Raw genomic sequence first — 23536 nt, forward strand, 5'->3', positions numbered from 1 at the left:
ACCGCACCGATGGGATCCGTGTTTGCTTCCCCCCGGTCAGGTAGTAAGCTTGCTGATCAATACTGGTAAGCCTGCTGATCAAGCGAGGACAGGAGCAGGGCAATGGGTACGGTTTTTGCTGCCGCCTCAGCACTGGTAGTGGCCGCCGTCGGCGCGGCCGCCGCTCTCAGTGCTCCCTTTGGCGCTGCCGGAAATGGTGGCCAGTACCTGGCGGGCCACGTCCTGCTGGGGCTCGGACTCGGGCAGTCGATCGCCCTCATGCTGCGGACCGCCGCCAAGCGGCTGGTTGTCACACGGTCCGTTGCCAGGCGGTTGGGCAGCGACGTTGTACGGGCCGCTCCGGGGCAGGATGCTTCCGTCAGCGCCGCACGGCGCCAGCCCGGAGCAGCGGCGCCGGCAGCAGCACGCCCCGCAACACTGGTTTCGGCGCACGCTGCCCGGGCGGCCACCGCCCCCGTGACCCTTCTGCCGGCTCCGTCAGCTGCCTTGACCCCGCTTCGGGGCCGGCATGCCGCCTGAGGCTCCGGGACCTGCCGGGGACAAGGCCGCCAAACCAGGCAGGAAAAACCTTTGGCTGTGGCCCGCGGCAGTCGCCCTTACAGCGGCCGCGGGCCTTGCCGTGGCCGTGTATGCCGCCCCGGCGCTCCTGCGGCCTGCGGATTCCGAGGGTACGCTCCGCGGCCTGCAGATCAGGGTCCTGAACATCAGCCAGGCGGCAGCGGAAAACCGGATGGACGGTGCCCTCGCGGCACTCGAAGCGCTTGAGAAGGACCTGAACGAGGCGGCCGGCCAAGGCAGGATCTCGTTGTCCCGCTACCGCGGAATCGAAGCCGCAGTCAAGGATGTGCGGGCAGACATCACCGGCCAGTTGGCGGCCGTCGCGGCCACTGCGGAAGTCCCCGCGGCAACCGTATCGGACACCTCGGCACCGGCTCTCCCGGAGGCGCCCCAGCAGGCACAGCAGGTTGCCCCCGTCGCACCACCGGCCATTGTCCCTGCCCCGCGCCCGGGCCGGCAGGAACCGGTGTGGCCGGCACCCGCCAAGGATGGCAAGGAAGGTAAGGGCAAAGGCAAGGGAAAACCCTAGCGGCAGTTCCGGGCACAATGGACGGATGACTTCTCCGGGCAGGCAGCGGCAGCCATCCGCCGGCAACGCGTTCGACCTCGGGGCGATAGGGGCGGGCTTGGCCTTCGCCGGCTCATTGCCTGCCCTGGCGCGGGCCCTGGGTGCTGAAGCAGGCGGGGCGGCTGTAGTGCAGGCCCCGCCAGGCACCGGCAAAACTACCCTCGTGCCGCCGCTGCTGGCGAACCTTCCGGTGCACGGCGGCGGACGGGTGATCGTTACCCAGCCCCGCAGGGTCGCCGCCCGCGCCGCCGCCCGGCGTCTCTCGCAGCTGGACCGCAGCCCCCTGGGCGGCCGCGTGGGCTACTCCGTGCGCGGCGAGCGGCAGGCGGGGCCGGCAACAAGTGTCGAATTCGTGACCCCCGGCATCCTGCTGCGCCGGCTCCTGACCGATCCCGGCCTCGACGGCGTAGCGGCCGTGGTCCTGGACGAGGTCCACGAACGCGGGCTCGAAACGGACCTGCTGGTGGGCATGCTCGCCGAGGTCCGGGCGTTGCGTGGCGACCTCACCGTCGTCGCCATGTCCGCCACCCTGGACGCGCCCCGGTTTGCCGCGCTGCTCCCCACGCACAACGGAGAGGCGGACACCGGCGAAACGGGCGACGGCGGGATGCCGGCTCCTGTCGTTGACTGCCCCTCGGTGCTCCACCCCCTGCAGACAGACTGGCGGCCCGCGCCGGGCCCACGGCTGGATGGCCGGGGAGTGACCCCGGCGTTCCTGGACCATGTGGCACGGACGGCCGCGGAGGAGCTCAGGCAGGCCCTCAGCGGCGACACCTCCACTGATGCCCTCGTCTTCCTTCCCGGTGCGAGGGAAGTTTCCCGGGTTGCTGCGGATCTGCGGAACCGGCTGGGAAACGGCATCGATGTCCTGGAACTGCACGGCCAGGCAGGAGCTGCCGAGCAGGACCGCGCCGTCTCGGGACGGCCGCCTGGCGGCAGGGCCAGGGTCATCGTCTCCACCGATCTCGCCGAGTCCTCGCTGACTGTTCCCGGTGTCCGGCTGGTGATTGATTCCGGGCTGACACGGGAACCGCGGCGGGACTCCGGCCGGGGCATGAGCGGCCTCGTCACCGTTTCCTGCTCCCGCGCGTCCGCGGACCAGCGCGCCGGCCGCGCCGCCCGCCAGGGTCCCGGACGTGTTGTGCGCTGTTACGACCAGCAGGCCTACGGCGCCGCCCCGGCCCACGTCACCCCCGAAATCAAGGTGGCGGACCTCACCGGAGCCGCCCTCCTGCTCGCGGTCTGGGGATCCCCGCGTGGTGCTGGCCTCGCCCTGCCCGACCAGCCGCCGCAGCAGGCCATGGACGATGCGGTGGAAATCCTGCGCGAACTCGGCGCCGTGGCGGACGACGGCCACGCCACCGGCACAGGTCGGCTCCTGGCAACCATTCCGGCGGATCCTCGACTGGGCCGCGCCCTGCTGGACGGGGCAGCGGCCGCCGGTCACGTCGCTGCGGCGGAGGCCGTAGCCCTGGTCTCGGGTGACCACCGCGCCCCCGGGGCCGACCTGACCCGGCTCCTGGCCCAGTTCCGGACCGAGCCGGGAGCGGCTGCCCGGCGCTGGGCGGAGGACACGCGCCGCCTGGCGGCCCTGGCGCAGCGCGGCGCGCGCTCCGCTTCTCCCGCGGCGAAGACACCGGTGACCGGGTCCGCGGTGGTGGGTGCCGTCGTCGCCCTCGCCTTCCCGGACCGGGTGGCACGCCTGGTGGACGGAGGCGCACCCGACCGGTACCTCCTGACCTCCGGAACCCGGGCCGGCTTGCCCGCCGGCAGCTCCCTTTCCGGCCACGAATGGCTGGCTGTCGCGGAAGTGACGCGGGCTGATGGCCGGGACGCCGCCGGCACCGGCGCCGTGATCCGGTCCGCTGCACCGCTGACGCCCGGGCTCGCCGAAACCGCGGCCTCGCACCTGCTGACGGACTCGGTCGAGGCTCAGTTTTCCGGCGGGCGCGTTTCCGCCCGGAAGGTCCGGCGCCTCGGCGCGATCATCCTGGCGTCCACTCCGCTGCGGCCTTCGCAGGCTGAGGGGCGCTCCGCCGTCGCGGAAGCCCTCAAGAAGGACGGGCTCGGCGTCCTGGAATGGTCGACGGCGGCGGACGGACTCCGGCGTCGGCTCGCCTTCCTGCACCACGGACTGGGCGCGCCGTGGCCGGACGTCTCGGACCAGGCCCTGCTGCTGCGGCTCGAGGAGTGGCTGGGTCCTGAGCTGGAAGCCCTCGCCGGCGGCGCCGCCGCCCGGTCCGTCGACCTGGCCCACCCGCTCCGCCGGCTGCTGCCCTGGCCCGAGGCCGCGAAGCTTGATGACCTCGCACCGGAAACCCTTGAGGTGCCCAGTGGTTCGCGGATCAGGATCGAGTACCCGGCTGTTGCGGACGCTGCAGCCCGGCCCGTGGTGGCCGTCAAGCTGCAGGAGTGTTTCGGGTGGGCGGAAACGCCCCGGCTCCTGGGCGGCCGCGTGCCGGTCCTGTTCCACCTGCTCTCACCGGCGCGGCGCCCCCTGGCCGTGACAGACGACCTCACCTCGTTCTGGTCCGGCCCCTACGCCCAGGTCCGGGCCGAAATGCGCGGACGCTACCCCAAGCACCCCTGGCCCGAGGATCCCTGGTCAGCGGCCGCCACCGCACGGGTCAAACCGCACCAATAGCTTCTTTCCGGGTACTCCTGCACGACACCGGCAGGGCGGGTGAGAACAAGGATACACAGCCGAAACGTGCCGTCGATGGGCTGAAACATGCCGTGATTAGGCTCTTTCCTACCTGGACAGCGTGGTCCACATCAGACATGGAAGGACGTAATGATGTTTCTTTTGAACAGCCTTAACCTTTTGCTCGACGGCCGCCGTTTGGAGGACGGCCGGTCCCACAACGGCGCCGCAGCGGGCGGGTTCCCTGCAGGCCGCCTGACGTCCGCCGCCTGGGAAGGCTGGTGGCACGAGGAGGCGGCAGCTTAGGCCGCTGCCCACCCAGGACAGCCCCTACTAGGACTTGCCAAGGACGAAGTCAGCCACGGGCGGGGCGAGGGAGGCACCCACTTCCGCTGCCGGGCGCTTCAGCCCGGCGACGGCGAAGGAGTGGTCGCCTCCCTCCACCCATGTAAGGACAGCAGTGGAGCCGATGCGGGCCACCACGTCCGCCAGGATCTCCGGGGTGGCGAACGTGTCCCGGCTGCCCTGCAGGAACAGCATCGGGGTGGTAAGCCCGTACAGGTGTTCATCCCGCAGCTTCTCCGGTTTTCCCGGCGGATGCAGGGGATAACCCAGGTACACAAGCCCTGCGGCCGCCATGCCCTCGGCTGCGGCCATGGACGCCATCCGCCCGCCAAAGGATTTACCGGCCGCCCAGAGAGGGCCGGTGTCACCGTGGGTGGCAGCCTGGTCAGCGGCGGCAGCCATGGCAACACGCCACGCGGCGATCGCCACCGGTGGACGGTCCGGAAACTTCCTGCCGGCTTCGCGGTAGGGGAAGTTGAAACGCAGCGTGGCCACGCCCAGCCCGTTCAGTGCCGCCGTGAACCCCGTCAGGAACGGGTGCTCCATCCCGGCGCCGGCGCCGTGGGCCACCACCACCGTGGCGGCGGGATGGTCGGGGCGGGCGTAGGCGGCGCTGACAGTGGCGTCGCCCACCGCAAGAGTCAGGGGCACTTCGGGAGCTGGCATTCCTCCATCATGCCGGACGGGAACGCCGAAATCCGCCCGGTTCCCGCGGCCGGGGTGTACGTTGTCCCCATGGCGAGCGAACAGACCACCATCACCGTTCCGGGCCCACACGGCGATCGCGAGATGCGGATATCAAGCCCCCGCAGGGTCCTGTGGCCGGACCTCGGACTCACCAAACTGGACCTGGCACGCTACATCTGCGACGTGGGAGAGGCATTCATTGCCGCCAACGGTGACCGGCCCGTGGCATTGCAGAGGTACTCGGACAACGTGGACGGCGAGATGTTCTTTTCCAAGAACCCGCCCAAGGGGACGCCGGACTTCATCCGGACCCAAAAAGTGGTGTTTCCCAGTGCCCGCTCCCATCCCATGCTGATCCTGGACGAGCCCGCCGCTGCCGTATGGGCAGTCCAGATGAACACCGTGGTGTTCCACCCGTGGCCGTCCCGCGCCGCGGACACCGACAACCCGGACCAGCTGCGCATTGACCTGGATCCGCAGCCGGGCACGGACTTCGGGGACGCCGTCCCCGCCGCGCTGGTGCTGAAGGAGGTGCTGGCCGAGGCGGGGCTCACCTGCTTCATCAAGACCTCAGGCAACCGGGGCCTGCACGTCTACGCGCCCATCGAACCCACGCGGGAGTTCCTCGACGTCCGGCATGCGGTTATTGCTGCGGCGCGTGAAGTGGAGCGCCGGATGCCGGACAAGGTCACCACCGCCTGGTGGAAGGAAGAGCGGGGCGAGCGGGTCTTCCTGGACTTCAACCAGGCCAATCGCGACCGCACCATCGCCGGCGCCTACAGCCCCCGGGCCCTCCCGCACGCCTCCGTGTCCTGCCCCATCACGTGGGATGAGCTGGAGACCGCGGACCCTAAGGACTTCACCATCCTCACTGTTCCGGACCGGCTCAAAACCGTGGGTGATCCGTGGGCTGACATGCACAGCAAGCGGGGGACCATCGACATCCTGCTGGAGTGGTGGGAGCGGGACCTGAAGGCAGGCCTCGGGGAACTGCCATTCCCGCCGGACTATCCCAAGATGCCGGGTGAACCGCCCAGGGTCCAGCCCAGCCGCGCCCGGAAGCAGGACTAGGCCGCCGGAAGGACCGAAAGCCTATTCGAAGCGGGACGGGTCGCCGGTCCCGCGCCGGACCACCTCGGCCACGCCGCTGGAGAAATCCACCACCGTGGTGGGTTCCGATCCGCAGTCGCCGGCGTCAATCACGGCGTCCACCTGGTGGTCCAGCCGTTCCTTGATCTCCCAGCCCTGTGTCAGCGGGTCCTCCTCGTCCGGCATCAGCAGGGTGCTCGACAGCAGGGGCTCCCCAAGTTCTGCCAGCAGCGCCTGGACCACCCTGTTGTCCGGGATCCTGACGCCCACGGTCTTCTTTTTGGGGTGCAGGAGTCGCTTCGGAACCTCTTTGGTGGCCGGCAGGATGAAGGTGTAGCCCCCGGGCGTCACGGACTTGATACTGCGGAAGACGTCGTTGCCGATGTTCACGAACTGTCCCAGCTGGGCAAAGTCCTTGCAGACCAGCGTGAAATGGTGCTTGGTGTCCAGCCTGCGGATGGCCCTGATCCGGTCCAGGGCGTCCTTGTTGCCCATCTGGGCTCCCAGCGCGTAGCAGGAGTCCGTGGGGTAGGCGATCAGGCCGCCGTCGAGCACTATGCGCACTGCCTGGGCAATGGCCCGGGGCTGCGGATCCTGGGGGTGAACATCAAAATATCTGGCCATGCACCCGAGCCTACGTTCCCCGCCCGGCCGCCGCACCACTTCGCGAAGGGACGCGCGGACGGCTCAGCCCACGTGGACCCAGGGCCGCCGCTGGATGTCCGGTTCGGCCTCCCGCAGGATCTCCCGGGTGACCGGCGCTATTTCACCCTCACCCAGGATAAGGAAGCGCAGGAGGTTCCGGACCGGATTGCCCTCCGTCCAGCGGAAGTAGATGTGCGGCATCAGCCCGGTGACGTCTCGGATGTGCAGCAGCACCGAGGCAATGGTGTTCGGGATTCCCGGCCCGTGGACTTCCAGGACGGCGAAACCGTGCCGCACCACGCCGCGGACCTCCAGTGCCGTCTCGAAATCGGATGAATCGTCGACGACGACCTCCAGGAAGAGCGGCCGGACGTCGGCCGGATAGTGGCTGGCTTCCCTCGCTGACGCCAGCTTCCGTTGGTAGGCCTCCGCTGATTGCCGCAACGGTTCGTGCGCGATGATGCCGATGGGGCCGGACAGGGTGGGCGCCAGGAACTCCAGCGCTTCAGTGTCCAGGCGGACGTGGGTGGCGTGCAGTTCGAAGGAACGCAGCAGCCTGGACAGCAGTGAAATGGCGATGATGCCCAAAATGAAGAAGCCGGCGATCCGGATTCCCTCAGGCCGTTCAAATATGTTGGCCACCGTGGTGTACACAAACAGGACAGCGATGACACCAAAGCCAACCGTCCGTCGCTGCTGCCGGAGCCGCCGTGCCGAAAGGGCCACGGCCACCGCGGCGGACGTCATCAGCGCCAGGACGCCGGTGGCGTAGGCACCGCCCTGGGCATCGACGTCGGCCTCGAAAAGCCAAGTGACCAGGAACCCGATGGCGGTGAACACCAGCACGAGCGGCCGGACCGCCTTGGCCCAGGCCGGGGCCATACCGTAGCGGGGAAGGTAGCGCGGCACCAGGTTCAGCAGGCCGGCCATGGCGGAGGCGCCCGCGAACCACAGGATGGCGATGGTGCTCACGTCATAGACGGTCCCGAATTCTGGTCCGAGGTACAGGTGGGCGAGGTATGCCAGGGCGCGGCCGTTGGCCTGGCCGCCCGGCTGGAACTCCGTTTCCGGTATCAGCACCACGGTGGCAAAGCTGCTGGTAACAAGGAACGTGCTCATGATCAGGGCCGCGGTGGTCAGCATCCGGCGGGCGCCCTGGATGCGTCCCGCAGGGTTGGCCTCGGAGTCGTTGGCGTGCCCGCGGACCTGGGGCATCACGGCAACGCCGGTCTCGAAGCCGGACAGCCCCAGGGCGAGTTTGGGAAAGACCAGCAAGGCGATGGCAACGGCCATCAGCGGGTTTCCGTGGCTCGTGGCGAGCGCCTGCCACCAGTCGTTGATGGCTGCCGGGTGGCCGGCGGTTTCCAGCAGTGCCCGGCCGATCACCACCACGTTCAGGGACAGGTACACCACCACCAGGACCACGGCCACGCCGATGGCTTCCCTGAAGCCCCGCAGGAAGACCGCGGCGAGCAGTGCCAGCAGGACCACGGTGACCATCACCTGCTGGCCGTGCAGCCAGTCCGGCACGAAAGGGTTCTCGATCAGGTGGGCCGTGGCGTCGGCCGCGGACAAGGTCATGGTGATCATGAAGTCGGTAGCGGCGAACCCCAGCAGGACCAGGACCAGGATTTTGCCGCCCCACCGCGGAAGCAGCCGCTCCAGCATGGCGATGGATCCTTCGCCCCGCGGGCTTTCCCCCGCCACCCGGCGGTACACCGGCAGTGCGCCCAGGAGCGTCACCGCCACCAGGACCAGGGTGGCCAGGGGGGAGATGACGCCGGCGGCGAGTGCAGCGATCGCGGGCTGGTATCCGAGGGTGGAGAAGTAATCCACCCCGGTCAGGCACATCACCTGCCACCAGTGGTGCTTCTTTTGGTCACCGCGCGGGGTGCCGCCGGGGCCCTGGTGCGCGCCCTTGGCATCCTGCAGGCCCAACAGGAGCCAGTTTTTCAGAGCAACCCTTCGTGGCAGGGGAAGAACTGACGGATCAGCCGGCGGCCGGCTCATGGTGGTCATTGCCACGCCTTTCGCAACGCCTTGCCCCGCGCACCACGCGCCGGGCAAGGCCGAACCTAACACCGGCAACGCGACGCGCCGCCGGAACTCCGAAGATCTTGACGCGACCTTAACGCCGCCGTGACAGGCGGCACAGGCGGGCCCGGCCAGGCCCCGCAGGGCGCACCCGCGTGGCCGCTGGAGTGGCAGAATGTGGCTCATGGCTATGGATCGGATCGTCGTTGGCCTCCAGGGCGACGACGGCGGGGAACTCCTGGTGCGCCGCGCCGCGAGGCTCCTCCACCGGGGCGACGGCGGCGAGTTGCTCGCCGTCCACGTCCGCACCCCGGCCGGCACCCGCAGCGAGTCCCCGCAGGCACTCGAAGCCCAGCGCCGGCTGGTCGCAGACCTGGGAGGGAGCTACCACACGGTATCCGCGTCCGAGACCGCGTCGGCCCTGGTGGACTTCGCCCGCTCGGCGCGGGCCTCGCACATCGTGGTGGGCCAGTCCCGCCACCGTTTTACGGCCCCCTTCACCGTGGGCGTGGATACCAAGGTGGTGCGCGAGGCAGCGGACATCAATGTCCAGGTAGTGCCCCTCCACCGGTCTGCCAGCACGCGGCGGACGCGGACCGGGCTGGGCCGGGCCCGGACGGCTGCCGGATTTGCCCTTGCCGCAGTGCTTCCGGCCTTGTTGCAGCTGCTCCTGGCCGTGTTCGACCACAGTGTGGCCACCGCGGTGCTGATCCAGCTCACCGGGGCGGTAGCGGTTGCCCTGGTGGGCGGGTTATGGCCCGCTGTTGCCGGCGCGCTCTGGAGCAGCCTCCTGGTGAACTACTTTTCCACTCCGCCCCTCGGCGACCTCGCCATCCACGACCCCCAGGACCTCCTGTCGCTGGCCGTTTTTGTGGGTGTTTCGGTGGCAGTGGCAGGGGTGGTGGACGGGTCCGCACGGCGTTCCCGGGAGGCGTCCAGGGCACAGGCTGAAGCCGCCACGCTGGGTGATCTTGCGTTGGGTGCCTCGCGCTCCGAGGACACCCTGCACGGGCTCCTCGCCGAAGCCCTCGATGCGTTCGGCGCCCAGGGAGCCGCCGTCGTCAGCAACCTTCCCGCAGCCGGGAACCAGGGCCGGGCGGGCCAGGGATCAGGGCACACACCGCTACTGCTGGCCGGTGCCGGTGACATCTCCGGCTGGGAGGACGGGAAGCAGGACCCCCGCGGGCTGCCGGGGATGACCACGGTCCAAGTGGACCCCTCCACGTGGCTGGTCCTGTTCGGCCGGGAGGTACCGCCGTCGGGCCGCAGGCTGCTGGGCGCGTTCGCAGTCCATGTCAAGGCACAGCTCGAGCGCCGGCAACTGGAGGCCAGCCGGAACGAGATCCTGCGCCTTGCCGAAGGGAACACCATGCGCACGGCCATCCTGCAGGCCGTATCCCACGACCTGCGCACCCCGCTGGCCGGCATCAAGCTGGCGGCGGGCGGGCTCCTGCAAAACGGCGTCGCCTATACGCCGGCCGAACAGCGGGAGCTGCTGGAGACCATCGACGCGTGCACTGACCGGCTGGATCTGCTGGTGGGGAACCTGCTGGATATGTCCAGAATTACGGCCCGTTCGGTGGAACCGCTGCTGGGGCCGGTCCGGTGGAACGAGGCCATCGATGCCGCGCTGCGCGGGCTCCCGGAAGGTGCCGTAGCCGTGGCGCTGCCCGCCAACCTGCCCCCGGTCGAGGCTGACCGCGGGCTGCTGGAACGGGTCATCGCGAACATCCTCGAGAACGCACTCAAGCATGCCCCGGGGTCGGGAGTTGCCATCACGACGACGGCGGACGGGCTGGGCGGGGTCACTCCGGACGGGCATCCCTGCGGCGAACTCCGCATCGTCGACCACGGTCCGGGAGTGCCGGAGCGGAAGGTGCTGGACATGTTCCGGCCGTTCCAGCGGATGGACGACCTTCCGCAGGCCAGCGGGCTGGGCCTCGGGCTGGCGGTTGCCCAGGGTTTCGTGCAGGCGATGCGGGGGACCCTCACGGCCGAGGGTACGCCAGGAGGAGGGCTCACCATGATCATCCGGCTGCCGCTGTCCACCGGCCCGGTGGAGGATGTGGGTGCGGCGCAGAGCACGGGGACGGTGTTGACGTGACGGCGGGGCAGGACACGGGTTCCGGTGACGTCCAGCCCCGGCACGGTGCCAGGATCCTCGTGGTTGATGACGACCCCCACCTGCTCAAGGCGCTGCGCATCACGCTGGCCGCGCACGGCTACGACGTGGACGTGGCAAACGACGGGACGTCCGCGCTGCTCGCCGCGGGCCGCAACATCCCTGACGTTGTGGTCCTGGACCTCGGCCTGCCGGACATGGAAGGCGCGGATGTCCTGGGCGACCTTCGGCGATGGAGTGCGGTCCCGGTGCTGGTCCTGTCAGCCCGGCACGGATCATCGGACAAGGTGGGGGCGTTGGATGCCGGCGCGGACGACTACATCACCAAGCCTTTCGGGCTGGACGAACTCCTGGCCCGGCTCCGTGCGCTGATGCGGCGCGTCCCGGGCCCGGAATCCGTCCCGGTGGTGGCGTCCTCAGGCTTCACCGTGGACCTGGTCCACCGGCAGGTGCTGCGTGACGGGACCGCGGTCCGGCTCACCCCGACGGAGTGGAACATCCTCGAAATCCTGGTCCGGAACCCGAAAAGCCTCATCACGCAGCAGCAGTTGCTGGCCCATGCGTGGGGGCCTGCGTACCAAAAGGAAGCCAACTATCTGCGCGTCTACATGGCGCAGCTCCGCCGGAAACTGGAGGCCGATCCCGGCAACCCCCGGCACCTCCTCACCGAACCCGGAATCGGGTACCGCTTCGTGCCCTGAAAACGGGGAAACGCGGGGCGGGGGAGATGCCCCTACCCAAGAGGCAGCCCTTTGGGGCAGGATGTTGTCTGGTTCCATCCCTTTCGGTACGACTCAAGGAGATCCAGCCATGCCCACCACCCTCAATCCGTACCTCAGCTTCCGTGACAACGCCCGGGAGGCCATGAACTTCTACCAGGCGGTTTTTGGCGGTGACCTGACGGTCAGCACCTTCGGGGAGTTCCAGGCAACCGAGGACCCGGCTGAAGCCGACAAGATCATGCATGCCATGCTCACCACCAGCCAGGGCCTGGTGCTGATGGGGGCGGACACCCCGAACGGGATGGAGTACAGCGCGGGCTCATCCATCTCCATCTCGCTCAGCGGCGATGACGAGGCGGAACTGCGCGGCTACTACGACAAGCTCAGTGGTGACGGCGGCACCGTGACAGTGCCGATGGAGAAGGCTCCCTGGGGCGACATCTTCGGCATGTGCACCGACCGGTATGGGGTGGCCTGGCTGGTCAACGTCAACAATCCGCAGGCGGCCGGAGCCTGAACAAACCGGCGGCCGGGCAGGACCCGGCATGCTCTGTTGAGGAGGGGCGCTACGCAGTGCGACGATGTACGCGTGGAGTCCCTCTTTGATTTCCTCTCCGACAAATGGTGGCTTGTTTTCCCGATGAGTGCCCTCGCCGGCCACTGGGCAAATTCATGGCGCAAGGCCGGCGACCGGCGCCACCAGCGGAAGGTTGAGCTGTACAGGCTTCGGAACCAGGCGGACCAGGCGGAGAAAGCATCAACGGCCGACGTCGAATCGCTGATGGCCGCCCATGAGGTGACGAACAAGCGCTGGCTCGAGTACGAACTGGACGTGGGCAAGCTCATTGACTTTCCGCTGATGACGGATGTCCGTGAACCCCTCACCGTGGCGTTCCTGCGCGCCAAGCGGGAAGCCGACGGCCTGCGGCCCGCATCAGCGGGGGACATGACCTCTCCTGCCCGGGTTGAGTCGTATCGGAACGCCGTAGACGCCTTCAGCGTGGCCCTCGATGTTGCCGAGCGGGAGGCCAGGCGCCTCCGGGACAGCAAGTTCACGGGACCGGAACGTGAGCGGCTGGCCACCGCCCGGCAGCTGCTGAAGATCGCCGAAGACCACGCAGCGACGCCCGCCGAGCGGCAGGCGGCGTACAAGCGTGCACGCCGTGAACTGGACGGCCTGATCGTGCTGCCCGATGTCACCGTGGCGGCACTGGAGGACAAGATCGCTCCCATGCTGGAGCCGGGCGCGCGGCCGGCGGACCCGCAGCAAAGCTGAAATCCCCGTGGAGGAACCATGGCCTTCCGCACGCTCTATCTCGACGTCGACGGCGTCGTCTGTCCCTTTGGTCCCACTGGGCGCAACGGCTGGGGAACCGCGTGGCGGCGTGCCGATGCCGGCCTCCTGCCCGTGGCGTTCTCGCCCGAACTCGTGGCCGGGCTCAACAGCCTGGCGGCGACGGCCGAAGTGCGTTGCGTGTGGCTTACCAGCTGGGAGGAACTGGCGCCCAGGTACCTCTGCCGGGCGATCGGGCTGCACGGGGCCCGCTGGCCGTACCTGACGGCTGAAGGAGCCGGAAGCGGGCCCGGGTGGTGGAAACTCGACGCCATCCGGGACGATGTGGAACGTACCGGGCCGGATGCCGTCGCATGGGTGGACGACCAGCTCGCCTACGAGGCCGAAGCCCAGGCCTGGGCACGGATAATGGGCCACCGGCTGCTGGTGGTCTCGCCGGATCCCCGGCGGGGAATTTCGCCGTCGGAACTCGAAGCCGTCAGTTCCTTTCTCGGACAGCCGGTGTTTTGACCTCCTGCCCGGGGCGCGTACGATCGATAAGGTTTCACGCCGGCTGAGTTAACGCCACAGGTCATTCCAAGCGAACAGCTGGTGAATTATGCTGTGCAAGGCAGCCGGGGACAGAAACTGCTGAACGTCGACTCTGCAGATTGGGCAACAGGTGGATATCACCTTTATGGTGGCGCTGGTCATCGCACTGGCACTTTTTTTCGACTTCACGAACGGTTTCCACGACACTGCGAACGCCATGGCCACGCCCATCGCGACCGGTGCCATCAAGCCGAAGACAGCCGTGACCCTCGCCGCAATCCTGAACCTGGTGGGCGCATTCCTGTCCACGGAAGTGGCGAAAACCGTCTCCGGCGGGATCATCCGTGAAGGCTCGGAGGGCGTGCAGATCACGCCGGAGATCATCTTCGCAGGCCTCATGGGGGCCATCCTGTGGAACATGATCACCTGGCTGAAGGGCCTGCCGTCGAGTTCCTCGCACGCGCTGTTCGGCGGCCTGATCGGCGCGGCCATCGCCGGCATCGGGTTCAACTCCATCAACCTTGAGACCCTCTTGCAGAAGGTCATCCTCCCGGCGATCTTCGCCCCGCTCATCGCCGGCGCCGTTGCCTACGTCTGTACCCGGCTTGCCTACGCACTCACCTCCCGCCACGACCCCGAAACGGGAAGCAAGCTAACACAGAAGCGTGGCGGCTTCCGTACCGGCCAGATCTTCACCTCGAGCCTGGTGGCACTGGCGCACGGCACCAACGACGCACAGAAGACCATGGGCATCATTACGCTGGTCCTGATTGCGGCCGGCACCCAGACGCCCGGCTCCGGCCCCCAGTTCTGGGTGATCGCAGCCTGCGCCCTGGCCATCGCCATCGGCACCTACGCAGGCGGTTGGCGCATCATCCGCACCATGGGTTCAGGCCTTACCGAGGTGAAGCCCGCGCAGGGCTTCGCCGCTGAAACCAGCACCGCCTCCGCCATCCTGGCGTCCTCGCACCTCGGCTTTGCGCTTTCCACCACTCAGGTGGCGTCCGGTTCCGTGATCGGTTCTGGCATGGGACGCCGGGGGACCACGGTGCGCTGGAGCATGGTGGGCAAGATCGCCCTGGGCTGGCTCTTCACGCTCCCCGCTGCAGGGATCGTGGGGGCGCTTACGGCGCTGCTGGTCAAGACCGGAGTGGTGGGCGTGCTGATCGCCGCCGTCGCCGGTACCGCCGCTGTCCTCTTTATGTTCTTCTACTCCCGCAAGTCTGTTGTGGGCCACCACAACGCCGTCGAGGTCGAGGAAGCCGGCCAGGCCGTCCGCTTTGCCAAGAAGAAGGCCATGGCCCGTGCCCGTACGGAAGCCAAAGCGAAGGCCAAGGCCGAAGCCAAGGCAAGGGCCAAAGCGAACCCGCAGGCCCCGTCTACTGCGGAAACGCCGGGCGCCACACAAAGCCCGCCCACGGAAACCCCGGCTGACGCGGAAGCCGAAGCCATCACAACGAAGGATGCCCAGCGATGAAGTGGTTGGAACTGCTGACCGTGGCCGGTGCCACCCTGGCGGCCGCAGTAACTGTGGTGGTCCTCTACTCGCTCGGCGTCCGGCTGACGGCGATTGCCGGTGACGCGGAGCAGCCCTCGCCGGGGCTGAAGCGGTCCCTTGCCTACGCCTGCTTCGGCCTCTGCGGGCTGGCCGTGCTCTTCGGGCTGTACCTGATCATTCCCTACTTCTCGCGCTGACCACGTCAGGTCGAGGCCCTGCCGGCCCTTAGCGCGTCAGCCATTGGCCCGGCGCGGGCGGGTGGCTAGTCTGGAGCCATGTCCCGGATTCAGTACTTCGTAGCCGCGTCCCTTGACGGTTTTATCGCCACACCCACCGACGACCTTGGCTGGCTGCTGCAGTTCGATGGTTTCGACGGCGGCATGGAAAGCTACGAGGCCTTTATGGCCGGCGTGGGCTGCATCGTGATGGGCGGTGGCACCTACGCCTGGCTCATGGAGCACGAGCCGGGCCGGTGGCCATACCCCGGAACACCCTGCTACGTCTTCACCCGGCATGAGCACACAGCACCGCTGGGTGCCGACATCACGTTCGTCCGCGGGAACGTGAGCGAGTTCATCGCGGACTTCACGGCCGACGCCGCGGGTAAAAATGTCTGGGTGGTGGGCGGCGGCGACCTCGCCGCACAGTTCGCCGACGCCGGCCTTCTGGACGATCTCATCCTCTCCGTTATCCCGGTAGTGCTGGGAAACGGTAAGCGCCTCCTGCCGCTGTCAGGCCCGACGCCGCCCCTTGAGCTGACTGCGTCCCGCGCCATGGGCAGGGGCATCGTGGAGCTGCGGTACCAGTTGAACGGCAACACAGCGGCCGGTTCCAGCGGCGCCGCCTGACCCTTACGGCGTCACACGGAGCACGTTTTTGGGCAGCGTCCGATGGCGGCGGCGCAGCTTTTCAGGGGAGCGGCGCCAAGGGTGGGCCAAAAGGCTGCCTGCGTGCCGTCGTCGTACCTGCCGGTCATGCCCTCAGCCCTGGCGCGGTGCGTTGTCCCGGATCATGTTGGTGATGCGGGCCGTGGACAGGCGGCGGCCCTGCTCGTCCGTCATCACGATTTCGTGTGTTGCCAGGGTCCGGCCCAGGTGGATGGCGGTGCAGGTCCCGGTCACTGTACCGGTTGAAATGGACCGGTGGTGGGTGGCGCTGACCTCGATGCCCACCGCATGCCGGCCGGGTCCCGCGTGCATCCCGGCAGCAAACGATCCAAGCGTTTCCGCCAGGACCACATGCGCGCCGCCGTGGAGGATGCCGGCCACCTGGGTGTTCCCCTCCACCGGCATGGTGGCCACCGTCAGCTCGGGGCTCATCTCCAGGAAATGGATGCCCATTTTCACCACGAGCGCGCCGATCCCGAATTGGCTGAGCCAGCCGTGCAGTTGCTCCGGTACTCCGGCGGCCGTGAGCTCCCCGGCGTAGGGGCCGGGCGTGAAATTGTCCATCATGGCAACTAGGCTGGCACCTGTGAGTGAAACAACCAAACCGGCCCCTTTCCCGTCCGACGTTCTCCAGGAGGACACCGCCCAGCAGGGCTCAACCGCCCTTAAGGACGCTGCAGTCCAGGACACCGCAGGCCAGGACGCTGCGCTTCAGGACAAGGGCCCGGCGGGGGCCGGCGGATCGGTTTCAGCAACTGCAGCCCCGGTGGTTCCGATGACCGGGCAGCCGCGGCTGCTGGTACTCGATGGACACTCCATGGCGTTCCGCGCCTTCTTCGCCCTGCCGGCGGACAAGTTCTCCACCGCCAACGGCCAGCACACCAACGCCATCCACGGGTTTACGTCCATGCTGATCAACCTGATCAAGGAACAGCAGCCCACGCACATCGCCGTGGCCTTCGACGTCTCGGACGAAACCACCCACCGCAAGGCCGACTACAGCGAATACAAGGGCGGCCGCAACGAGACGCCCCGTGAGATGAACAACCAGATAGACCTCATCGGCCAGGTGATGGAGGCCTGGGGCATCAAGACCATCAAGATGCCCGGCTACGAGGCCGATGACATTCTGGCCACCCTCGCCGCGATGGGCGAAAAGGCCGGCTTCGAGGTCCTGCTCGTTTCCGGCGACCGGGACGCGTTCCAGCTGATCACGGACAACGTGTTTGTGCTGTACCCAAAGAAGGGTGTCAGCGATATCCCGCGGATGGACGCCGCCGCCATTGAGGCAAAGTACTTCGTCAGCCCCGCACGGTACTCGGACCTCGCGGCGCTGGTGGGGGAGACTGCGGACAACCTTCCCGGCGTGCCCGGCGTCGGCCCGAAGACGGCAGCCAAGTGGATCAACCTGTACGGCGGCCTCGAAGGCGTGCTGGAAAACCTTGACGCCATCGGCGGCAAAGTGGGCGACGCACTCCGCGAAAACGTCGACGCCGTCAAGCGCAACCGCCGCCTGAACCAGCTGCACACGGACCTCGAACTGCCGGTCACCCTGGACGAACTTTACGAGCCCCGCCCGGACCAGGCAGCCCTCGAGGACCTGTTCGACCAGCTTGAATTCAAAGCCATCCGCGGCCGGCTCTTCGCCCTCTACGGCGATGACAACGCCCCGGCCCCCGAACGGGCAAGCATCGAAACCCCGGACTTCATCACACCCGCTGGAGCTGCTGAACTGGCCGCGTTCCTGGCGGCCGGCGCCGGCCAGCGGTCCGCCGTCGCCGTGGACCTGGTTCCCGGCCGGATCGGTGAGGACGCTGCCGCCCTGGCCATCGTCCGCGACGGCGCGGCCGCCTACATCGACCTCGCCACCCAGGACGCGGAAGCCGAAAACGTCCTCGCCGGATGGTTGCGCGATCCCGAATCGCCCAAGGTGCTGCACGGGTTCAAAGCCGCGCTGAAAGCCCTCACCTCCCGCGGACTGGAACTCGAAGGCGTGGTGGACGATACCTCCATCTCCGGCTACCTCATCCAGCCCGACCGGCGCACCTACGAACTCGCCGAACTGGCCCAGCACCACCTCAACGTTGGCATCCCGGCCGCCACAGCCAAGGCCGGACAGCTGGAACTCTCCTTCGACGGCGACGACGAAGCCGCCGCGGGTGCGCTGGTACAGGCCGCCGCCGTCGTCCGTGAACTGAGCCGGTACTTCGAAGCGGAACTGAAGGAGCGCCGCGCCGAGGAACTGCTCTCCACCCTCGAACTCCCGGTCAGCCGCGTGCTCGCAGACATGGAGCTTGCCGGCATCGGGATCGACCTGGCCCGGATGGACGAGCAGATCGCGGACCTGGACAGGGTGGTGGACAACGCCCAGGAGCAGGCGTTCGCGGCGATCGGCCACGAGGTCAATCTCGGTTCGCCCAAGCAGCTGCAGACCGTGCTGTTCGAGGAACTGCAGTTGCCCAAGACCAAGAAGATCAAGTCCGGCTACACCACGGATGCCGCCTCGCTGAAGAACCTCCTGGACAAAACCGGCCACGAGTTCCTGGTCCAGCTCATGGCCCACCGCGAAGCCTCCAAGCTGCGCCAGATGCTGGAGTCGCTGAAAAAGTCCGTTGCCGAGGACGGCCGGATCCACACCACTTACGCCCAGAACGTTGCCGCCACGGGGCGTATCTCGTCCAACAACCCGAACCTGCAGAACATCCCCATCCGCAGTGAAGAGGGCCGCCGCGTCCGCGGGATCTTTGTGGTCAGCGACGGCTACGAATGCCTGCTCTCCGCCGACTACTCGCAGATCGAGATGCGCATCATGGCGCACCTCTCCGGCGACGCCGGCCTGATCCAGGCGTACAAGGACGGGGAAGACCTGCACCGGTTCGTGGGCTCGAACATCTTCCACGTGCCCACCGAAGAAGTCACCAGCGCCATGCGCTCCAAGGTGAAGGCCATGTCCTACGGCCTGGCCTACGGACTGACCTCCTTCGGACTCTCCAAGCAGCTGGAGATTTCGGTGGACGAGGCCCGCACCCTCATGAAGGACTACTTCGACCGGTTCGGCGCCGTCCGCGACTACCTGCGCGGCGTGGTGGACCAGGCCCGGGTGGACGGCTACACGGCAACCATCGAGGGGCGCCGCCGCTACCTCCCGGACCTGACCAGCACCGACCGGCAGCTCCGGGAGAACGCCGAGCGGATCGCCCTCAACAGCCCCATCCAGGGCTCAGCCGCGGACATCATCAAACGCGCCATGCTCGGCGTTCACGGCGAACTCCAGGCGCAGGGCCTGAAGTCCCGGATGCTGCTGCAGGTCCACGACGAACTGGTCCTCGAAGTTGCCGCGGGGGAGCGTGAAGCCGTGGAGAAGCTGGTCACCGAACAGATGGCCGCCGCCGCGGACCTCAGCGTTCCGCTGGAAGTACAGATCGGTGTTGGCCCCAGCTGGTACGACGCCGGGCACTAGCGTGTCGCTGCTGGCGGGGCGCCGGAATCATTGGCTAGGCTCGGGCAAGTGGCTGAACTGAGCGGTAACTATGAGATCCGGCGCTTCCCGGCGGCATCCGAAGGCAAAGACGGCTATGCCGAGGCTGCCACCTGGATCCGGGCCGTGGCCTTTGGGTTCCACGAGTCCAGGCGGACACCGGAACACGTGGCGAAGTCGCTGGCCACCTATGAAGCAGACGGCCGGATCCTGACCGGCGTGTACCAGACCGGAGAGGTGGCACCGTCGTCCCTCCCGGCGGACGTCCCGGTGGCCACGTTCGCCACCCTCCGGAAGAGCCTCAACATCGGCTTCGGCAGGACCCTTGAAAGCCAGCTCGTCACGGCCGTAACCGTGCGCACCTCGCACCGCCGGCGCGGACTGCTCCGCCGGATGATGGGCGAAGACCTGCGCCTGGCCCGGGAGGACGGCATCGCAATGGCCGCCCTGACCGCCTCGGAAGGAACCATCTACGGCCGCTTCGGCTTCGGCGTGGCCAGCTTCGAACGCCAGGTCAACGTGGACACCACGGCCCGGTTCAGCGTGCGGCACCAGCCCACGGGCAGTGTAGAGATCGCGGACCCCAAGGTCCTGCTGGAGCTGGCGCCGGAAATCTTCGGCCGCGTCCACCGGCTCACCCCGGGCTCCATCGGCCGGCAGGACTGGTACCGGCAGCTTGCCTCGGGATCCCTGGGCCGGGAGGGCAAGGAAGATCCTGCCATCAAGGTGGCCCTCCACTATTCAGCGGACGGAACCGTGGACGGCTACGTCTCCTACAAATTCCTCGGCTGGGACACCGAGCCCTACACGGTGGAAGTGGTGGACCTCGTGGCCGCCGGAAACAGTGCCTACCTCGAGCTCTGGCAGTTCCTCGGCGCCATCGACCTCGTGGAGCGGGTCTCCTGGGCCGAGGCGCCCCTCGACGACCCGCTGGCCTGGGCACTGGCCGATCCCCGCTGCATCGTTTCCTCGGACAGCCGGGACATGCTCTGGCTCCGCATCCTCGACGCCGCGAAGGCGCTGGAAGCCAGGCACTATCCGGCGGACGGACACCTGGTCCTGGAAGTCAACGACCCCCTCGGCCTCACGGCAGGAACGTTCGCCGTCAACGTCCAAGGTGGCCATGCCGCCGTCGAACGCCTGCCGGAATCAGCGGAAGCGGACCTGTCACTGGACATCTCCGCCCTGTCCTCCATCTATCTTGGCGCCGTCTGTCCGGTCACGCTCACGGCGGCGGGCCGGATCGTAGAAAACACCCCGGGCTCGGCGTTGAAGGCACGGCAGCTGTTCGCCGTCGAGCGGTCAACGCACTGCCTCACCCACTTCTAGGAGCACCAGGTGGCCGCTTTGACCCGTGTTGGCCGCACCGACTAGAATAAACGGGCGTGTACCACGTGCACGTTTTTGCAGTCCTGTAAGGGCTGCATTGAAAGATTCCACAAAATCAGGATGACCCGGTGGTTCCGTTCGGATCCACCGCACATCGCGCCTGCGTTCCATAACGCGGGCGCGCCGGTTTGCCTGACCGACTAACTATCCACAACGGAGCCCCTACTACATGACCATCACCTCCACCGAGAAGCCCGGTACCCCCGTAGTCGCCATTAACGACATCGGTACCGCTGAGGACTTCCTCGCAGCAGTCGACGCGACCATCAAGTACTTCAACGACGGAGACCTCGTCGAAGGTACCGTCGTCAAGGTCGACCGCGATGAAGTTCTGCTCGACATCGGTTACAAGACCGAAGGTGTCATCCCCTCCCGCGAGCTTTCCATCAAGCACGACGTTGATCCCGGAGACGTTGTCTCCGTTGGCGATCAGGTCGAAGCCCTGGTGCTCACCAAGGAAGACAAAGAAGGCCGCCTGATCCTCTCCAAGAAGCGCGCGCAGTACGAGCGTGCCTGGGGCGACATCGAGAAGGTCAAGGAAGAAGACGGTGTCGTCACCGGTACCGTCATCGAGGTTGTCAAGGGTGGTCTTATCCTCGACATCGGCCTGCGCGGCTTCCTGCCCGCATCCCTCGTCGAGATGCGCCGTGTGCGCGACCTTGCTCCGTACATCGGTCAGCAGATCGAAGCCAAGATCATCGAGCTGGACAAGAACCGCAACAACGTTGTGCTGTCCCGCCGTGCATGGCTCGAGCAGACCCAGTCCGAGGTCCGCTCCACGTTCCTCAACAAGCTGGAAAAGGGCCAGGTCCGTCCCGGCGTCGTTTCCTCCATCGTCAACTTCGGTGCCTTCGTGGACCTGGGCGGCGTAGACGGCCTGGTTCACGTTTCCGAGCTGTCCTGGAAGCACATCGACCACCCGTCCGAGGTTGTCGAAGTTGGCCAGGAAGTCACCGTCGAGGTACTCGAGGTGGACCTGGACCGCGAGCGCGTCTCCCTGTCGCTCAAGGCTACGCAGGAAGACCCGTGGCAGACCTTCGCCCGCACCCACGCCCTCGGCCAGGTTGTTCCGGGTAAGGTCACCAAGCTGGTTCCGTTCGGTGCGTTCGTCCGCGTCGAAGACGGCATCGAAGGCCTCGTCCACATCTCCGAGCTGGCTGTCCGCCACGTGGAGCTGGCCGAGCAGGTTGTGTCCGTTGGCGACGAGCTGTTCGTCAAGGTCATCGACATCGACCTCGAGCGCCGCCGCATCTCGCTGTCCCTCAAGCAGGCCAACGAGGGCGTCGACGCCGACAGCACCGAATTCGACCCGGCTCTGTACGGCATGGCCGCAGAGTACGACGAAGAGGGCAACTACAAGTACCCCGAGGGCTTCGACCCCGAGTCCAACGAATGGCTCGAAGGCTACGAGAACCAGCGCGCCGCCTGGGAGCAGCAGTACGCTGACGCCCAGACCCGCTGGGAAGCCCACAAGAAGCAGGTTGCCCAGCACGCTGCCGACGACGCTGCAGCTGCAACGTCCGGTGACAGCGATTCCGGCACCACCAGCTACTCCTCCGAGCCTGCTGCCACCGACACCGGTGCCGGCACCCTGGCATCGGACGAGGCACTTGCTGCTCTCCGCGAGAAGCTGACCGGCAACTAATTGCCGCCGGCCCGGCCTTTCCGGGCTGACACAACGGACCCCCTGCCTTCAGGCAGGGGGTCCGTTGCTTTTAATCCGCCGCTCCGCCGGCTCGCGGGACCCTGGCTTATGGTGGCCCGGGCCCCGGTGCTGCGAGCTATCGCGGGGCCCGCAGGTCTGCCAGGACGCCTGAGTTGCGCACTCCGGTCAGCGGGTTCCTTCAAGGACGACGACGGCACGTACCGTTCCGTCGTCGCCGGACGTCAGGATTGCCCCCGCCGCCGCCAAAAGCCGTTGGGCGCCGGCGTTTCCGGCCAGGGTGCGGGCAGTCACCTCAGCCAGCCCGGCCCGGCGCGCCTCCGCCAGGACCAGGCGAAGCGCCGCGCTTCCGATGCCGCGCGAGCGGAAGCTCCTGCCGAGCCAGATCCCGGTTTCCGCGCTTTTCCGGCCGTTGCCGGTGTCGACGCGTTTGAGCCGGACGGACCCGGCAACGTCCCCACCGGCCAGAATGGCCCAGGATTTCTCCCCGGCGTCACCGTCCAGGCCGTAGGCTGCAGCGCGGTGGTAGCCGAAGAACCAAGTGGTCCGTTCCAGGTTCCAGCCGGGTCCGCCCAGCGGGGGAGCCACCTCGTCCGGCGAGGCGTCGCGCTTAGCCAGTTCCAGGAGTCTCTCCAGCATCTCCTCATCCACGTCCAACAACGTCACCTCAGGCGAGGGGGACATCCACCCACTCCGTTCCTTCGGGGGAAAGGACAGCACCGCCGGCAGTCAGCAACTGCAGGCGTCCGGCCGCGGCGGCAATCGCCGCGGCGTCGTCCGGCACGGCCACGCGCAGGATGGTGTGCCGGGCGGTGTAGCTTGTTTCGGCCATTACGAAGCCTCCTGCACGAAGGTCGTTTTCCAGCCTGCCTGCAGCAGCATGCGGAACTTCGGCCGCGCAGAGGCGCAGCCGGCCGCGACGTACCATGGGCGCCACCGCAAGCGCTGAGGACACGGACTCCGAGTAGGCGCGGACCAGGCCGCCCGCGCCCAGCAGAACCCCGCCGAAGTAGCGTACGACGACGGCACTGACGTCGCTGAGGTCGGCCACCCCGGGTGCGGTTTCCCTTTTGGCCAGGGCATCGAGCATGGGGATCCCGGCCGTTCCGGAGGGTTCGCCGTCGTCACTGGACCGCTGGATGTCCCGGTCCGGGCCGATGATGAACGCCGAGCAATGGTGGCGGGCGTCGTGGAACTCGCGGCGGAGGCCAGCCACCAGGTCACGCGCGGCGTCCTCCGTGCCTGCCCGCCGGAGGACGGTGATGAACCGGGAGCGTTTGATCTCGATCTCATGGCGGACATCCGGTCCGCATGCCAGCGTGGTGTAGCTCGCCGACCGGCTCTCTTGCTCCTGCACCCGCCCCAGTCTAAGGGCCATTAGG

The 23536-nt window shown here is 67.7% G+C and carries 22 protein-coding genes; 16 read left to right on the plus strand and 6 right to left on the minus strand.

Annotation, left to right across the window (positions count from 1 at the left end; all coding sequences use genetic code 11):
- Positions 1-102: 102 nt before the first annotated feature.
- The 4 genes from BACI348_RS10255 (at position 103) to BACI348_RS10270 (ending at position 4076) form a co-directional block, all read left to right on the plus strand.
- Positions 103-519 (plus strand): hypothetical protein, encoded by a 417-nt coding sequence (locus tag BACI348_RS10255; protein WP_159825487.1) that lies wholly within the window; start codon positions 103-105, stop codon positions 517-519.
- Positions 509-1087 carry a hypothetical protein gene (locus BACI348_RS10260; protein WP_159825489.1) on the plus strand — a complete coding sequence of 193 codons (579 nt, stop codon included), beginning with the start codon at positions 509-511 and terminating at the stop codon, positions 1085-1087. The genes BACI348_RS10255 and BACI348_RS10260 overlap by 11 nt, the downstream gene beginning before the upstream one ends.
- 25 nt (positions 1088-1112) lie before the next feature.
- Positions 1113-3770, plus strand: coding sequence for an ATP-dependent helicase HrpB (gene hrpB / locus BACI348_RS10265; RefSeq protein ID WP_159825491.1), 2658 nt, complete (start codon positions 1113-1115; stop codon positions 3768-3770).
- 150 nt (positions 3771-3920) lie between these two features.
- Positions 3921-4076 carry a hypothetical protein gene (locus tag BACI348_RS10270; protein ID WP_159825493.1) on the plus strand — a complete coding sequence of 52 codons (156 nt, stop codon included), beginning with the start codon at positions 3921-3923 and terminating at the stop codon, positions 4074-4076.
- A 27-nt stretch (positions 4077-4103) separates the two neighbouring features.
- Here the strand turns inward: BACI348_RS10270 and BACI348_RS10275 are convergent, their stop codons facing one another.
- Positions 4104-4781, minus strand: coding sequence for an alpha/beta hydrolase family protein (locus BACI348_RS10275; RefSeq protein WP_159825495.1), 678 nt, complete (start codon positions 4779-4781; stop codon positions 4104-4106).
- Positions 4782-4850: 69 nt separating this feature from the next.
- On the opposite strand from BACI348_RS10275, the gene ligD reads away from it, so the two are divergent.
- Entirely contained in the window at positions 4851-5873 is a 1023-nt protein-coding gene (gene ligD, locus BACI348_RS10280) for a non-homologous end-joining DNA ligase (RefSeq protein WP_159825497.1), read from the plus strand.
- A gap of 21 nt (positions 5874-5894) precedes the next feature.
- On the opposite strand, the gene BACI348_RS10285 is transcribed toward ligD, so the two are convergent.
- Both BACI348_RS10285 and BACI348_RS10290 read right to left on the minus strand, forming a co-directional pair.
- Positions 5895-6515 (minus strand): L-threonylcarbamoyladenylate synthase, encoded by a 621-nt coding sequence (locus tag BACI348_RS10285; RefSeq protein WP_159825499.1) that lies wholly within the window; start codon positions 6513-6515, stop codon positions 5895-5897.
- 63 nt (positions 6516-6578) lie between these two features.
- On the minus strand, positions 6579-8555 hold the full coding sequence (locus BACI348_RS10290; RefSeq protein ID WP_159825501.1) for an APC family permease: 1977 nt from the start codon (positions 8553-8555) through the stop codon (positions 6579-6581).
- 199 nt (positions 8556-8754) lie between these two features.
- Here BACI348_RS10290 and BACI348_RS10295 point away from each other — a divergent pair, with 199 nt between their 5' ends.
- The 8 genes from BACI348_RS10295 to BACI348_RS10330 all read left to right on the plus strand — a co-directional run bounded on the left by BACI348_RS10295 (position 8755) and on the right by BACI348_RS10330 (position 15585).
- On the plus strand, positions 8755-10674 hold the full coding sequence (locus BACI348_RS10295; RefSeq protein WP_236557520.1) for a DUF4118 domain-containing protein: 1920 nt from the start codon (positions 8755-8757) through the stop codon (positions 10672-10674).
- Positions 10671-11393 carry a response regulator gene (locus BACI348_RS10300; RefSeq protein WP_159825504.1) on the plus strand — a complete coding sequence of 241 codons (723 nt, stop codon included), beginning with the start codon at positions 10671-10673 and terminating at the stop codon, positions 11391-11393. The genes BACI348_RS10295 and BACI348_RS10300 overlap by 4 nt, the downstream gene beginning before the upstream one ends.
- Before the next feature lie 109 nt (positions 11394-11502).
- On the plus strand, positions 11503-11931 hold the full coding sequence (locus BACI348_RS10305; RefSeq protein ID WP_159825506.1) for a VOC family protein: 429 nt from the start codon (positions 11503-11505) through the stop codon (positions 11929-11931).
- Between the two features lie 72 nt (positions 11932-12003).
- A complete protein-coding gene (locus tag BACI348_RS10310) occupies positions 12004-12690 on the plus strand; it encodes a hypothetical protein (RefSeq protein ID WP_159825508.1) in 687 nt (228 codons plus the stop codon).
- An 18-nt stretch (positions 12691-12708) separates the two neighbouring features.
- On the plus strand, positions 12709-13218 hold the full coding sequence (locus BACI348_RS10315) for an HAD domain-containing protein (RefSeq protein WP_159825510.1): 510 nt from the start codon (positions 12709-12711) through the stop codon (positions 13216-13218).
- A gap of 151 nt (positions 13219-13369) precedes the next feature.
- Positions 13370-14716 (plus strand): inorganic phosphate transporter, encoded by a 1347-nt coding sequence (locus BACI348_RS10320; protein WP_159825512.1) that lies wholly within the window; start codon positions 13370-13372, stop codon positions 14714-14716.
- The gene (locus BACI348_RS10325) at positions 14713-14934 is read left to right on the plus strand and encodes a hypothetical protein (protein WP_159825514.1); all 222 of its coding nucleotides are present in this window, start codon (positions 14713-14715) and stop codon (positions 14932-14934) included. The genes BACI348_RS10320 and BACI348_RS10325 overlap by 4 nt, the downstream gene beginning before the upstream one ends.
- A 78-nt stretch (positions 14935-15012) precedes the next feature.
- On the plus strand, positions 15013-15585 hold the full coding sequence (locus tag BACI348_RS10330) for a dihydrofolate reductase family protein (protein ID WP_159825516.1): 573 nt from the start codon (positions 15013-15015) through the stop codon (positions 15583-15585).
- Positions 15586-15717: 132 nt separating this feature from the next.
- On the opposite strand, the gene BACI348_RS10335 is transcribed toward BACI348_RS10330, so the two are convergent.
- The gene (locus BACI348_RS10335) at positions 15718-16191 is read right to left on the minus strand and encodes a hotdog fold thioesterase (RefSeq protein WP_159825518.1); all 474 of its coding nucleotides are present in this window, start codon (positions 16189-16191) and stop codon (positions 15718-15720) included.
- A gap of 250 nt (positions 16192-16441) precedes the next feature.
- Here BACI348_RS10335 and polA point away from each other — a divergent pair, with 250 nt between their 5' ends.
- The 3 genes from polA to rpsA all read left to right on the plus strand — a co-directional run bounded on the left by polA (position 16442) and on the right by rpsA (position 22136).
- Positions 16442-19084, plus strand: coding sequence for a DNA polymerase I (polA, locus tag BACI348_RS10340; RefSeq protein ID WP_236557690.1), 2643 nt, complete (start codon positions 16442-16444; stop codon positions 19082-19084).
- 57 nt (positions 19085-19141) lie between these two features.
- A complete protein-coding gene (locus BACI348_RS10345) occupies positions 19142-20431 on the plus strand; it encodes a GNAT family N-acetyltransferase (protein ID WP_159829992.1) in 1290 nt (429 codons plus the stop codon).
- Between the two features lie 229 nt (positions 20432-20660).
- Complete coding sequence (gene rpsA / locus BACI348_RS10350; RefSeq protein WP_142031173.1) at positions 20661-22136, plus strand: 30S ribosomal protein S1; 1476 nt, start codon at positions 20661-20663, stop codon at positions 22134-22136.
- Positions 22137-22322: 186 nt separating this feature from the next.
- On the opposite strand, the gene BACI348_RS10355 is transcribed toward rpsA, so the two are convergent.
- Both BACI348_RS10355 and BACI348_RS10360 read right to left on the minus strand, forming a co-directional pair.
- Positions 22323-22838, minus strand: a complete 516-nt coding sequence (locus BACI348_RS10355; protein ID WP_159825520.1) for a GNAT family N-acetyltransferase — start codon at positions 22836-22838, stop codon at positions 22323-22325.
- On the minus strand, positions 22822-23511 hold the full coding sequence (locus tag BACI348_RS10360; RefSeq protein ID WP_236557521.1) for an IMPACT family protein: 690 nt from the start codon (positions 23509-23511) through the stop codon (positions 22822-22824). Before BACI348_RS10360 ends, BACI348_RS10355 begins: the two co-directional genes overlap by 17 nt.
- Positions 23512-23536: the final 25 nt, after the last annotated feature.

It is taken from the genome of Arthrobacter sp. 9AX, from assembly GCF_902506095.1.
Lineage (GTDB): Bacteria > Actinomycetota > Actinomycetes > Actinomycetales > Micrococcaceae > Arthrobacter.